The 14,495-nt window shown below is 34.5% G+C and carries 14 protein-coding genes; all 14 read left to right on the plus strand.

Annotated elements, in window-relative coordinates; genetic code table 11:
• The first annotated feature begins 617 nt into the window (after nt 1-617).
• The 14 genes from NQ163_RS11525 to NQ163_RS11590 all read left to right on the plus strand — a co-directional run bounded on the left by NQ163_RS11525 (nt 618) and on the right by NQ163_RS11590 (nt 14,493).
• Complete coding sequence (locus NQ163_RS11525; RefSeq protein ID WP_268190472.1) at nt 618-1,160, plus strand: UpxY family transcription antiterminator; 543 nt, start codon at nt 618-620, stop codon at nt 1,158-1,160.
• 305 nt (nt 1,161-1,465) lie between these two features.
• On the plus strand, nt 1,466-2,068 hold the full coding sequence (locus NQ163_RS11530) for a DUF6266 family protein (RefSeq protein ID WP_268190473.1): 603 nt from the start codon (nt 1,466-1,468) through the stop codon (nt 2,066-2,068).
• Nucleotides 2,069-2,140: 72 nt separating this feature from the next.
• Nucleotides 2,141-2,656 (plus strand): hypothetical protein, encoded by a 516-nt coding sequence (locus NQ163_RS11535; RefSeq protein WP_268190474.1) that lies wholly within the window; start codon nt 2,141-2,143, stop codon nt 2,654-2,656.
• A gap of 255 nt (nt 2,657-2,911) precedes the next feature.
• Nucleotides 2,912-3,055: a hypothetical protein gene (locus tag NQ163_RS11540; RefSeq protein WP_268190475.1), complete on the plus strand. Its 144-nt coding sequence runs from the start codon at nt 2,912-2,914 to the stop codon at nt 3,053-3,055.
• A gap of 4 nt (nt 3,056-3,059) precedes the next feature.
• On the plus strand, nt 3,060-4,349 hold the full coding sequence (gene wecC / locus NQ163_RS11545; protein WP_326493326.1) for a UDP-N-acetyl-D-mannosamine dehydrogenase: 1,290 nt from the start codon (nt 3,060-3,062) through the stop codon (nt 4,347-4,349).
• Nucleotides 4,350-4,352: 3 nt separating this feature from the next.
• The gene (wecB, locus tag NQ163_RS11550) at nt 4,353-5,573 is read left to right on the plus strand and encodes a non-hydrolyzing UDP-N-acetylglucosamine 2-epimerase (protein WP_268190476.1); all 1,221 of its coding nucleotides are present in this window, start codon (nt 4,353-4,355) and stop codon (nt 5,571-5,573) included.
• A gap of 52 nt (nt 5,574-5,625) precedes the next feature.
• Nucleotides 5,626-6,912 (plus strand): nucleotide sugar dehydrogenase, encoded by a 1,287-nt coding sequence (locus NQ163_RS11555; RefSeq protein ID WP_268190477.1) that lies wholly within the window; start codon nt 5,626-5,628, stop codon nt 6,910-6,912.
• Between the two features lie 246 nt (nt 6,913-7,158).
• A complete protein-coding gene (locus NQ163_RS11560; RefSeq protein WP_268190478.1) occupies nt 7,159-8,214 on the plus strand; it encodes an SDR family oxidoreductase in 1,056 nt (351 codons plus the stop codon).
• Between the two features lie 27 nt (nt 8,215-8,241).
• Nucleotides 8,242-8,826, plus strand: coding sequence for an acyltransferase (locus tag NQ163_RS11565; protein ID WP_268190479.1), 585 nt, complete (start codon nt 8,242-8,244; stop codon nt 8,824-8,826).
• Nucleotides 8,826-10,262 (plus strand): lipopolysaccharide biosynthesis protein, encoded by a 1,437-nt coding sequence (locus NQ163_RS11570; protein WP_268190480.1) that lies wholly within the window; start codon nt 8,826-8,828, stop codon nt 10,260-10,262. Before NQ163_RS11565 ends, NQ163_RS11570 begins: the two co-directional genes overlap by 1 nt.
• The gene (locus NQ163_RS20755) at nt 10,255-10,965 is read left to right on the plus strand and encodes an acyltransferase (protein WP_326493327.1); all 711 of its coding nucleotides are present in this window, start codon (nt 10,255-10,257) and stop codon (nt 10,963-10,965) included. Before NQ163_RS11570 ends, NQ163_RS20755 begins: the two co-directional genes overlap by 8 nt.
• Nucleotides 10,962-12,053, plus strand: coding sequence for a glycosyltransferase family 4 protein (locus NQ163_RS11580; RefSeq protein WP_268190481.1), 1,092 nt, complete (start codon nt 10,962-10,964; stop codon nt 12,051-12,053). The genes NQ163_RS20755 and NQ163_RS11580 overlap by 4 nt, the downstream gene beginning before the upstream one ends.
• Before the next feature lie 5 nt (nt 12,054-12,058).
• Complete coding sequence (locus tag NQ163_RS11585) at nt 12,059-13,213, plus strand: glycosyltransferase (RefSeq protein WP_268190482.1); 1,155 nt, start codon at nt 12,059-12,061, stop codon at nt 13,211-13,213.
• Nucleotides 13,210-14,493, plus strand: coding sequence for an O-antigen polymerase (locus NQ163_RS11590; RefSeq protein ID WP_268190483.1), 1,284 nt, complete (start codon nt 13,210-13,212; stop codon nt 14,491-14,493). Before NQ163_RS11585 ends, NQ163_RS11590 begins: the two co-directional genes overlap by 4 nt.
• The last annotated feature ends 2 nt before the right edge of the window (nt 14,494-14,495 follow it).

A 14,495-nucleotide genomic window follows, 5' to 3' on the forward strand; every position in this document is an offset into this window, starting at 1 on the left:
CTTCAACTCCTCAAATCTGACGTTTTTATTGAATAGTATAATTATCAGATCTTTAAATCTTAAAATTGGGATTTTGTTATTATATGTTAAAAATTGTTAAGAATTTATAGCAAGTTGATGTATTGATCAATCTAGATAGTTTTTGATTTATATCGTTTTAAGCTATGTTGCAATAAACATTAAATATAATTATCGCTACAGTGTTTTTACGCTTTTTCGCATCCTTTTGGTCAGATTCTCTTTGTCAGGCCTTCAAAAGACTTGACAGCTTTATAAAAGTTGTTGATCCTACACTTAGGCTCTTTAATCAATAGTATGTGGTGATTTATCCTATTTACGCTTGCTTCTGATATATTTGTTATGCCTTAAAAAGGAAGTGCTTTTTTTTAGGGAACAGTCTGTTTTCTTTTATTGAAAAATAGACTTTGCAAGAAGGATTTTAGAATAAGGTAAACAGTCTGTGTGAAAATGGGACTGAAGGGGCGAAGCTGTATCAGGAGCTCAAATTTTACATGCAAAAAGAGTATGAATATTTGAGTAAAACCTACTGGTTGCCTACTGTTAATTAGATATAAAATTGTTATCTGGAAGGGGACGGATACGGAGATGAAAGATGAATGACAAACGAACCATTACTGAAGAAAATCAAGCATGAGTATTTTTGGTATGCCATATATACCAAGTCTCGTTCAGAAAAAAAACTACACTTAGAATTACAGGAAAAAGGAATTGAAAGCTATTTGCCACTAAAAAAAGAGCTCCGTATTTGGAGTGATCGAAAAAAGTGGGTAGAAGCACCCTTGTTTTCCTCTTATGTTTTTGTAAAAGTATCAAAGAAAGAATACCAGCAGGCCATTGGTTCCCAATATGCAGTTTGCTATGTAAGCATAAGAGGAAAAGCCGTGCCGGTTCATGAATGCCAAATCAATGCCTTAAAAAGCTTCCTGGAAGATGAGGCAAGAAGTTTGGAAGTGACCAATACCGATTTAAAACCAGGGAAACGTGTAGAAGTACTTGCTGGTCCATTAAAAGGAGTGCAAGGGGAGATCCTCGAAATTCGTGGCAAACACCGTTTGGTGCTTCGTTTTGAATCCCTCGGAGCTTGCGTGCATACCGAAATACAGACCGAAGAAATTAAACTGGTTGATTCTTGCTGTTAAGGTTTAGCAGTCTGGAAAAGTAGAATAGTAGAAAAGTATAAAAGTATAAAAGTAGAATAGTAGAAAGGTTAAATCCCGAGGGGTCGGGAGGAGGTAAAAGGTCGAAATCACTGTTAATGGGGGATACCTTTGTGTTTCCTGGTGAAAACCTTAATGATCCTTTGTGCTTAAAAATAAAAAAAACCGAAAGGGCTTACACCTTTTTTTTTATGCTTGGATAAAAGATCAATACTGGATCAAGTCCAGATAAAATACGGTATTGCTGTGGAGCCATTTGGAAACTGGCAAAGAAATTCTAAAGGGATATGACAAAATTAAACAAAAGCCTGTTGCGTGAAATTATGGATGAACACATCATCTCGCACAGGAATGGAAAACCATACCTTAAACGAAGACCGAAGAAAGTTCACAATCCCCAAACGGAACAGCAGTGCAATCAAAGAGGGAAGTTTCGTGCGGCATCTGCTTTTGTAAGCCGAAACCTCGATGAATTGATTCGTCCCTACTGGAACCCCGAAGCCAAACGCAGGGGAATGACAGGACAGAATCTCTTTTGCAAAATCAATACACAGGCTTTTGATGCCGAAGGAAATCCGGATTTTGACAAATTGCAATTGGCAGTGGGAGATCTGAAATGCATAGAGGGTTTACACATGGAACAAGAAGCAAGCAAGATAAAACTCTCCTGGATAAACAATGCAAAAGGAGAAGCTGGTTTGGAGCAAAACCAATTGAAAGTTTTTGGAATTGATGAAGCCTTGCATGTTGAAGAGATTCCATGCCTGGCAAGCCGACAAGACCAATCTTTTTCCGGATATTTGGAATGTAAAAAGTACCTTGGAATTTTCCTGTTTTTCTGGAGCTCCGAAGAAAGTATGATGTCTGTTGCAGAACTGTTCATCTTTTAAATCAGGCTGTTTGACTATTCGACAATTCAACTTATTGACTATAAATTTAATAAATACCTAAAACAGACAAAAATGAAATTTTTTAATCTTTCTCTATTAACAGCAGTACTTTGTACGCTTTTAAATGTGAATACAAATGCACAAACAGTAATAAAATCTCGCTACATTTTAAAGGACAATATGTTTGCAAAAAGCATTTTATCGGGTGGTATTAGTACAGGATCGGAATATGATGGACAATTTGGTTTGCAAGGAATGTACGACTATAGGGTTTCAGAACGTTTTTCCCTGGGAGCACAGGGTAACCTTTATGCCCAGGAATCAGACCTGTCTGAAGGCAATTTTTGGACTCTGAATTTAAGGTCAAACTACCACTTTTTGAAACAGCACAAAATCAATCCAAACCATTGGGATTGGTACATCGGTGTAGATCTTGGTGTTGACGCGAATGGTTTAACAGATATTGATCCAGAGGCATTTGTTGGTGCTCACATGGGGCTTCGCTATAAAATCAACCACAGATGGATTGCTTTTATTGAAGCGGGTAGTAGAAATACTTGTGTTGGATTGGCTTTGAACTTACGATAGGCAAACCGTAGAAAATAAATTAGATCAAAATACTATCCTTAAATAGGGAGTGCAACTTTGTTGATGACTCCTGTACCACTAATAAGGATAGTGTTTTTGCATTTTAAAATTAGAAGTCACTATACTGATTGCTGAAAGCATACAGTTATCCTGAGGGAAGTGGAGCGACGAAGGATCTCTTCAATCAAAAGTCACTGATGATTACAGACTACTCATTCTTCATTTTTAATTACTAATTATTAATTAAAAAAAAGCATGCCACAAGCAATTGTAAGCAAAGCCATACAAGAACTGGAAAAGGGAAATACCTGGATTGCGGCTCAATTAATAGAAGAACTTCTGGAAAAAGAAGAAAATCCGGAAAAGAAAAATAATACACAATTTCAAACTATAGAATAATAAAATGAGCAAAAGAATTGAATCAGCCTGTTTCATGGGTCTTGGCTATATTGGTTTGCCAACAGCAACCATCGCTGCACACAATGGAATTAAGATATTGGGTGTTGATGTAAACCCTAGTGTTGTTGAAACCATCAACCAGGGGAAAATTCACATTGTAGAGCCCGGTCTGGAAGAGATGGTGAAGTCTGTCGTAGAGAATGGCTCGTTGCGTGCGGCTTTGAAACCAGAAGTGTGTGATGCTTATTTTATTGTGGTGCCTACTCCTTTTAAGGGAGATCATGAGCCTGATATTACTTTTGTGGAGTCTGCTACCAAAGCAGTGATTCCTTTGTTGAAAGAAGGAGACTTGTATGTGATTGAATCCACATCACCAGTTCATACTACAGATAAAATGGCCGCATTGATCTATTCGGAGAGACCTGAGTTGAAAGGAAAATTAAATATTGCTTATTGTCCTGAAAGAGTGCTGCCGGGAAATGTAATTTTTGAATTGGTAAACAACGATCGTGTGATTGGCGGAGTAGACGAAGCTTCAACCCAGGCAGCAATAGATTTCTATCGAGCTTTTGTGACAGGTGAGCTGCATGCTACCAATGCTCGTACTGCAGAAATGTGTAAGCTAACCGAGAATTCTTCACGTGATGTTCAGATTGCCTTTGCCAATGAATTGTCATTGATTTGCGATAAAGCAGACATTAATGTTTGGGAACTGATCAATTTGGCCAACAAACACCCTCGTGTAAATATTCTGCAGCCGGGTTGTGGTGTCGGTGGACACTGTATTGCGGTTGATCCGTGGTTCATTGTATCTGAATATCCTGCCGAATCGAATATTATCGAACAAGCCAGAAAAATTAACAATTACAAAGCTTTCTGGTGTGCCGAGAAAGTACACAATGCCATGCTGGAATTTCAATTGAGAAATGGACGTGAAGCTAAAGTTGCTTTAATGGGACTGGCCTTTAAACCGGATATTGACGACTTGCGTGAATCACCAGCCAAATACATTGCTCAAAAGGTAATGCAACGTGCCAATAATGCTGAAATGATGGTGGTAGAACCCAATGTAGAGGAACACAATGTATTTAAACTAACCAATTACAAGGAAGCCTATGAGAAGGCAGATATTGTAGCCTTTTTGGTAAACCACAAAGAATTTAAAGGTTTGGTAAATGGAGAAGAGAAAGTAATTCTTGATTTTTGTGGTGTTAATAAGGATGCTTATTTAAAAAATGGCCATATCCCTGAAGAAAATTTTCAAGATTCGCTATTGGTTGCTGAAAAGAATTAAGATATGAAGAAGATAATGTTGGTATTTGGGACTCGTCCTGAGGCTATTAAAATGGCACCCTTAGTAAAGGAGTTTCAGAAAAATCCAGAACAGTTCGAAACCATTGTTTGTGTAACAGCACAACATCGTGAAATGTTGGACCAGGTATTGGATTTGTTTGAGATTACGCCAGATTATGACCTGAATCTAATGAAACAAGGGCAGGATTTGTATGATGTGACTTCACGAGTTATTCTGGGTGTGCGAGATGTGTTAACAGAAGCAAAACCAGATTTGGTATTGGTTCATGGAGATACCACTACCTCAACAGCCTCTGCACTCGCTGCATTTTATCAGCAAATTCCTGTTGGACATGTTGAAGCTGGTTTGCGTACGCACAATTTATACAGTCCATGGCCTGAGGAGGCGAATCGACAGTTAACAGGACGCCTGGCAAAATATCATTTTGCTCCTACCCAGTTAAGCAAGCAAAACTTGTTGGCTGAAGGAGTTAAAGAGGAAGATATATTTGTAACAGGGAATACAGTAATTGATGCCCTTTATATGGTGCTTGACCAGATTGAAAATCGTTACGACTTGATAGCTGAAGTAGAGCAAAAACTTGTGGCAAGTGGCTTGAAAAAAGAAGTAGTTGAACATTACATGATGAAGCAATTGGAAACAGCTGCTGAAAATTCACAATGGGCAGATAACGGACAACCAACAAACGATGACCGAAAACTGGTATTGATTACCGGGCACCGACGAGAAAATTTCGGACAAGGATTTTTGAATATTTGCAATGCCATTAAAACACTGGCTGAACAGCACCCTGATGTTGATTTTGTTTATCCAATGCATTTGAATCCCAATGTGCGTAATGCAATAAAAGAAGTATTCGGAGAACAGTCTAGTTTATCCAATACTCACTTTATTGAGCCTTTAGAGTACCTTCCATTTGTTTATCTCATGAACAAGTCTTACCTGGTTTTAACGGATTCTGGTGGAATTCAGGAAGAAGCACCAGGACTGGGAAAACCAGTATTGGTGATGCGCGATACTACCGAACGTCCCGAGGCTGTAAATGCAGGAACCGTAAAGCTGGTGGGTACCGAATACGAGAAAATTACCAGCGAAGTAAGTTTGTTGATAAACAACAAGGCAGCTTATGAGGTTATGGCTAAAGCTAATAACCCTTATGGCGATGGAGATGCGTGCAGTAGAATTACAAATAAATTGAATTAATAAAAGCACAAAACATAAAGTAGTAAATACTTTGTTTAAAAAATATAAGTAAATGAACAATCCTAAAATTGCAATCATTGGTATGGGCTACGTAGGTCTGCCTCTGGCTGTTGAATTTGCGAAAAAGTTTTCTGTTGTTGGATTTGATATCAAGCAGGAACGAGTTGATGAATTGAATGGCGGAACCGACTCTACTTTGGAAGTAGAGGATGCCAACCTGCAATCTGTATTGGTGAAAACGAATGATAATGCCAATGGTTTGTTTTTAACAACACAGAAAGAGGACCTGGCTCATTGCAATTATTTTATCGTTACCGTTCCAACACCAACCGACAAAAACAATCGTCCGGTTTTAACGCCATTGGTAAAAGCTTCAGAAACGATTGGAGCCGTATTGAAGAAGGATGACATTGTGATTTACGAATCAACAGTATATCCTGGGGCTACCGAAGAGGACTGTGTGCCTGTACTGGAAAGAGTTTCTGGGATGGTTTTCAATAAGGACTTTTTTGTTGGTTACTCTCCGGAAAGAATCAACCCGGGCGACAAGGAACACACCGTTACCAAAATCAAAAAGGTAACTTCGGGTTCTACAGTTGAAATCGGGAAGAAGGTTGACGAATTGTACCAATCGGTAATTGTGGCGGGTACTCACCTGGCTCCAAGCATTAAGGTCGCCGAAGCTGCCAAAGTAATCGAAAACTCACAACGTGATATCAACATTGCCTTTGTGAACGAGTTGGCAAAAATCTTCTCGAACATGAATATTGATACCCGTGCCGTATTGGAAGCTGCAGGAACCAAGTGGAACTTCCTTCCTTTTACACCAGGTTTGGTGGGGGGACACTGTATTGGTGTGGATCCTTACTACCTGGCACAAAAAGCACAGGAAACAGGTTACAATCCTGAAATTATTCTTTCCGGTCGCCGCTTGAACGATGGAATGGGCGAATGGGTAGCTTCCCAGGTGGTGAAGTTGATGATCAAAAAAGGACAGGCAGTAAAAAATGCCAAATTATTGGTTTTGGGGATCACTTTTAAAGAAAATTGTCCTGATATTCGCAACACCAAAGCCATTGATGTCATCAACGAACTGAAAGAGTACGGTTCGCAGGTTGATGTGTACGACCCATGGGCCGACAAGGAAGAGGTGAAAGAGGAGTATGGCTTGGACTTGGTGGACAACTATACCAAGGAAAAGTATGATGGTATTGTTTTGGCCGTTTCGCACAAGGAATTCAAAGAGATGGATCTCTCTGTTCTTCGCAACGGGCACAATGCTGTGATTTACGATATCAAGGGCATCTGGGATAGAGAAATGGTAGACGGACGCTTGTAGTCTGCAAATAAAAAGATAGAATACACAGATAAACACCAATTGACACAAATTTCATTCATGAGTGTCATTGCGAGGAAGCGTTAGCTGACGCGGCAATCTGTTCGAATACGCAGTGCCAGAATAAAAGAAGCATTCTGCTAGTTTTAACGGATTTCTACTCCCGAAAAAAAAACGGGTGATGATTTGTGCTTATTTGAGGACAAAATAAGTTGCCGCAGGCAATCCTTTATAATTTGAGCAAAGAAAATGGAAAGAAAGATAAAAGATTCCAAGGTGTTGGTAACAGGAGGAGCAGGATTCATCGGTTCCAACCTGTGCGAAGCACTTTTACAACAAAATAACCATGTGGTATGTTTGGATAACTTCATGACAGGCCATCGACACAATATTGAAGCCTTCTTAAGCAATCCCAACTTCACATTAGTGGAAGGAGATATTCGAAACTACGAAGATTGCCAAAAGGCCGTAGAAGGATGTGATTACGTATTGCACCAGGCTGCATTGGGTTCTGTACCCCGTTCCATTAAGGACCCCATGACCTCTACCGATGTAAACATTGGTGGATTTGTAAAAATGCTGCATGCAGCGGCCGAAGCCAAAGTAAAGCGTTTTGTCTATGCTGCTTCCTCTTCTACTTATGGAGACTCAAAAGCACTGCCTAAGGTAGAACACAAAATTGGCAATGCCCTTTCGCCTTATGCCATTACCAAGTATGTAGATGAATTGTATGCCAAAAACTTCTCTGACTTGTACGGCATTGAAACCATTGGTTTGCGTTATTTTAATGTATTTGGAAGACGACAAGATCCTAACGGAGCATACGCAGCCGTAATTCCTTTGTTCGTAAAGAAATTAATGGCTCACGAATCTCCGGTAATCAATGGGGATGGGACTTACTCTCGCGATTTTACTTACATCGAAAATGTAATACAGGCCAACCAATTGGCTGCCATTACCCCAACAGATGTCATCAAAGAAAGACAAGCTGAATATTATAAAGCAATTGATGAATCATTAAGCCTTAATCATTCATCATTAAACATTATTTCAGAGGTGTTTAACGTTGCCTATGGCCAACGTACCGACCTCAACGAATTAACCCAATCTCTAAGAGAAAACCTTTCCAAATTCGATCGGGAAATTGCCAAAGTAGAAATCCTTCACGGCCCTAACCGTGCAGGTGATATACCTCACTCTTTGGCTTCTATTGAAAAAGGGAAAATGTTGTTGAGATATAAGCCGGAGTATTCGATTCAAAGTGGTTTGCAAGAGGCTTGTAAATGGTATGTATATAATTTATAAGAAAGGTTTGTGTGAAATTTATCTGGGATGTTATCAATTAGAATAGAAAATAAATTAAGATATCTTTTAGAAAGATTTAAAAGTAGATTTAGATCCTTTTTGTTATTTGGTAATATTAATAAAATTAAATTCGGGAGAAAAGTTAAGCTTAGTGGTCAAATAAAACTAGGAGAGAATATAAGTATAAGAGATTATACCAATATTAAAGGAAAGAATATAAATATTGGAGATAATGTTTTTATACATGAGAATGTTTTCATTCGTGGATTGGAGTATATTAATATTGGTGAAGGAACAACTATAAACAGAAATACAAGTATTTTAGATAAAGTTAATATCGGTAAATTTTGTTCGATTGCTCCTAATGTTGTAATTGTTGGTAGTAATCATAACTATGAAAATAAAAATGAATTAATTAAACAGCAAGGTTCTGAATGCATAGGTATTACAATTGAAGATGATGTTTGGATTGCCACTAATGTTTCAATACTTGATGGAGTTACGGTTGGTAAAGGTAGTATTGTTGCTGCAGGTGCAGTAGTTAATAAAAATATACCTGAATACTCTATTGTAGCAGGGGTACCAGCTCGCGTAATGAAAAAAAGAAAATAATGTCAAATTCTAAACATTATATTTGGTCAGCAATTGGCAAATTCGGAACTCAGGCATTAGGATTTGTTGGTAATATTTTGATAGCTCGAGTATTAATGCCAGAAGACTATGGATTAATTGCTATGTTAGCAATAATTATGGGCTTAGCATGGAACTTTACAGAATCTGGTTTCGCAGACAGTCTAATTCGAAAACAAAATTCAGATAAATACGATTTTGGAACAGTTGCTACATTTAATTTATGTGCTTCATTGTTATTCTATTTAATAATTTATACAACTGCCCCTTTGATATCAGACTTTTTTAAACATGAAGAACTTATTGGAATTGTACGGATCTTAGCGTTATCTCTAGTGCTCAAAAGTATTGTATTACCAGCTATAACATCACTCCGAAAAGAATTAAAATTTAATATTTTGGCAAAAATGCAACTTGTTTCAAGTATTATTTCTATCAGCTTAACTTATTTAATGGCATTAAATGGATATGGTTATTGGGCATTAGCATTTCAACCTATTTTTATTGCTTTAGCCAATATATTTTACTTGTTAGTAAGAGAAAGGTGGCGACCATATTTCTGTTTTAAAATTGATCGTTTTAAAGAGATGTATCGGTTCGGAATTAATTTAATGCTATCATATATTACCAATCAATTTGGAAATAATTTATATTCTGTAATTATTGGAAAATTTCATCCTGTTGCATCATTAGGCTTTTATAGGCAGGCACAAAAAATGCAAGAAGTTCCAACACAGGGGTTAAATGCTGTGGTTTTAACAACTAGTTATTCAATTATTGCAAAAGAAAAAGACAATACAAAACAGATTAATTTGTATCGCAATATTTTTTTTCAATTTGTTACGATACAAAGTGTTATGACATTAGTGTTTATTGGGATAGCAAAGCCTATGTTTGTTTTGTTGTTGGGAGTAAAATGGACTTCTTCAATATTATTTTTTCAACTTTTTATGCTCATAGCTTTAATTTACCCATTAGTTACAATAAATTCTAATATTGCTAAAATTCATAATAATTCAAAAATTTATAGAAATTTAACTTTTTTTCGAAATGGTTTAAAGTTGGTAGCGCTAATAATTTTCGCTAAATCTTCATTGGTAAATATACTGTATGGTCAAATTGCTGCTGCTTATATATCTGTTGTAATTGATATGTATTTTTGTGGAAGAATAATTGACTTTACAATAAAAAAACAGTTAATAACATTCTTTAAAATATTTTACAAACCATTTATTGCATATACAATTGCAATGATATCAACAAATTTGGTAGAGATAAATTTATATATTTCAGGAGTATTATGGTTAAGTGTTTTTTCAATAAGTCTATTGTTTATTTATGTTCTTACAAGGGATGAATTATTTTTTCAAATTTTTCAAAACGTAAAATCTCAAATCTTAAAATATAAAAATGCTTAAGCGACTGATTAAATCTAAAATAAAAAATCTAGAACTCCGTATATCACGTATTAGTGAAAAAAGGTACATTAATTTCTTAAGAAAAAATGGTATTGAAATAGGAGATGATATAAAATTTCACGGAAAGTTAAATACGATTTCTATTGATATAACCCGACCAAGTTTAGTTACAATTGGAAGTAACATTAGTTTCAATGGATATTTCAATTTAATAACCCATGATTGGGGAACGTATGTAATTAGAAGGAAATATAATGAGTTTATACCATCTTCAGGAAGAGTTACTATAGGTAATAATGTGGTGTTTGGTAGGAATGTAACAGTTCTAAAAGGGGTTAAAATTGGAGATAATTGTATCATAGGGAATGGATCTATTGTAACAAAAGATATTCCTTCAAATAGTGTTGCTGTTGGTTCGCCTGCCAAGGTAATAAGTGATTTGGAAGAGTATTATATAAAAAGAAAAGAAAAATGTATTGAAGAAGCTTTTGATTACGCTAGAAGTATACAGACTAGGTTTAATCGTCGACCTGTTATTCAAGATTTTTGGGAAGAATTTGGATTATTCTTAAATGGTGAAGATATATGCTCTGAATTGCCAATAAAATTTCAAATGGGGCCTGCCTATGAGGACTATAAGAAACAACATAAGGCAATTTTTAACGGATTTGATGATTTTTTAAAACAAGCAGGAATAGAATGAAAAAAGTACTTATCCTACATCCTGCTCACTGGGAACAGACAATGGGTGGAGCTGAACTTCAAATTTCATATTTAGTAAATATGCTAAAAGATAAAAATTATGAAGTTCACTTTATGTATGAAGACAATGGCAAGCAAATTTCAAATGTAACTAAGCTTAAATTGCATCCGTTAAAAAGGATAAAAGGGAAAAATAAATTGGGGAAAGGATGGATTCTTTATAGAAAAAGTATTTTCCAAAAGTTTAATGAAATTCAACCAGATGCTATATACACTCGTCTATATTCTTCATGGAGTGGTTTTGCAGCGAATTATGCAAAACAGCAAAGTGTAAATCATATTTTAGCAGTAGCATCTGACAGCGACCTTATGCGTGTTCAAGGTAAAGTTTCTTTATTAAAACCATTAGACGTTTTTGAAAAGAAATTGGTTAGTGTGGCTTACAATAATGCTACATACATATTGACTCAAAACAAAATACAACAGGAGTTACTCAGAAAATACTTTAATAGAACAGGTATTAGAATAAATCAATCTACTCAATTTTGTAAAGAAGATAATATCAAAAAAGATAATGAGATTATAAAAATAATTTGGATTGCAAACTTTAAAAAAATAAAACGTCCAGAACTGTATGTTAAATTGGTTGAAAAATTTGAAAAAATACCCAACATCAATTTTACGATGATAGGTCGATCAGATGAAGTATACAATGAGTTGATTGATAGAGCAGAAAAAATATCAAGTTTCAAATATCTTGGTGAAATGAGTAATCCTGAAGTAAATAAGTATCTTTTAGAAAGTCACATCTTAATTAATACGAGTGATTATGAAGGGTTTTCAAATACATTTGTACAAGCTTGGATGAGAAAGGTGGTTGTTTTAAGTATGAATTCAAATCCTGACGAAATTATTTCTAATCAACAAATTGGTTTTATTTGTCCTACGATAGAAGAATTATCAAGTAAAATAGAATTATTGGTAGAAAACAAAATTCTTCGGGAAGATATGTCTAACAAAGCATACCAATATGCAATAGAAAATCATTCAATTGAGAAGAATTTAGACAAAGTAATATCATTATTTTAAATCATATGAATAAATTCCATTGGATAGAAGCCAAACAATTGGATAGAGTAACCAATTATTCTACGGAAATTGAACCGATAAAGTATGCACTAAATAATAATATTGAAGCATTTTACTATTGCACTTTTGAAAAGAAGAAAAAGTATTTTGGATTTAATAAAAATATTAAATATTTGGGTTTTTTTAGGAAAAGATTTATTAAAGCTATTGAATTTCAGATGTTGGTTGTTTTTAAAGCTATTTCAATTGTTTTGTTTCGGAAGAACAGTGTAATAATGGTTAATCAAGACCTGATTAGACACATGTTGCCAGCTGTTTTTTTTAATAAAATTTTAAAACAACAGAATAAATTTATCACTGATATTAGGACTACACCTACAGGTGTACATACTTTTGAGAAGGATATGAAATCTTTTCATAGTCAGTTTCAAATAGCAATAAAACATTTTCATGGGTTCAGTTTTATAACACCATTCATGGAGGAATACATCATGAGTGAATATAGGTTGAAAAACTATAGGAGTGTGAATTGGAGTTCAGGAGTAGATATTGATTTATTTAATCCAATACATTACAACAGGGAAAAGACTAATGAAAAATTTACTCTTTTCTATCATGGAGGTATTTCTATTTCAAGAGGTAATCTTAATTTAATTAAAGCAGCAGAAAAATTAGTTAAAAAAGGATATAATATAGAACTCGTCCAAGTTGGAATAGCTGTGGACAAAGAGATTGAAAAATATATTGAGAATAATAATTTAAGTTCGTGGTGTCAATTATTGCCTCCGGTTCCACTTGAGATGATTCCCCAATATATTGCAAATGCAGATCTTCCAGTGCTACCATTTCCTCATTTTATGGCTTGGAGAGTTTCTAGTCCAATAAAATTAATGGAATATTTGGCTATGGGGAAAAAGGTTTTAGCTCCAAATATGGAAAGTTTTACTGATGTTTTCGGACAAAATTCTGATTTGGTTTTTTATTTTAATTCTACAACCAATGATCCAATTGCGGAAATGACAATAGCAATACAGAAAATTTTAGATAACAAGCTTTTAAATAATGATAATTTCTATAGCGAATCCAGAGATTTTGTGACTAAAAACTATACTTGGGAGAAACAAGCTGCCAACCTTTTTAATTTTTGTGGCACTTTATGAGTAAGGAAAAGTTTACATTACTTTTAGTAAGTATGTTTTTAGTTTTCACCCAAGGTATGTGGGAACGATTGTTTTTTTTAACACCAATAGTAGGATATGTTGTTGATTTTTCAATTGTTTTATTCATATTCTGGAATTTTAGAATAAACATTTCTGTTCCAGGTTTATCGTTGATTGTTTGTTATTTGGGATTTGAATTTTTAGTTGGTCTTTTGAATTCAAATTCGGTTATTGATACGATTCTGTACATTCGTTATTTTGTATATTTTTATCTCATTTTTGCGCAATTATATTGCTATTCTTTAGGTATAAGAAATTGGTTGAAATTATTGAAATTTTCAATTTTTCTAATCTTATTACAAGGTATAGGTGCTGTATATAACTTATTAATATTAGGGGAGAGAGTTGAAGGTTATGTCGGCTTAATGGCAAGCTTGGGAGGAACAACGGCTACTATTTTTCCATTATTTATATCGTCTATTGTATTATTAATATATCTCAATAGTAGATTTTATTCTAAAAAAATATACCTAATATATTTATTAATTATGGCTAGTGTGTTTTTAGTAGGATATTCAAGTGGAAAAAGGACAATTTATTTTATTATCCCGATTTTTATTTTGATAACTTTTATGTTTTCGATTGATCGTAATATATCTAAAACGTTTTTTCAGAAAAAATTTATAACAATGACGATTTTAGGTGTTTTATTTTTTCCTGTGTTAATTTTTGGAATTACGAATTCACGTGGATTAAACAATGATCTATCAGGCAATGAAAATTCATTAGGTGTGATTTCTAATGCAATTAACTATGTAAAAGAATATGAATCAGCAACAGATCAATATGGAAATACAATTGGACGATCTAACACGACAAAACAAATAATAGTAAAATCAAGCAATTTAAATTTTTTTCTAACTGGTGTAGGATTTGGTTCAATAAAGAATGAGCAAACTAAAGAGAGTTTGGGTATTGGATATGGTGTTGTTGGGTTAACTCGCGATATTATATCCGCAGGTTGGATTTCAGCTTTGCTAGTAATTTTAATATTTACAGTTGTTATTTTTAGGAATAATTCATACTTTAAATCTAGTTTTAATTCTATATTAAGGCGATTATTATTTATGATCTTTATTTATACATACTTCTTTTATTCTTCCGATTTTTCAGTTAGTCTTAAAATTACTTTTTTCCTCGCTATTATTCTTGCTTTAATAAATAGTCCAAGACATCGCTTTATTAGTTTATATATTCAAAAAAAGCTATCTATATTATAATG

It is taken from the genome of Marinifilum sp. D737 (assembly GCF_026672275.1).
In the GTDB taxonomy this organism is placed as follows: Bacteria; Bacteroidota; Bacteroidia; order Bacteroidales; family Marinifilaceae; genus Marinifilum.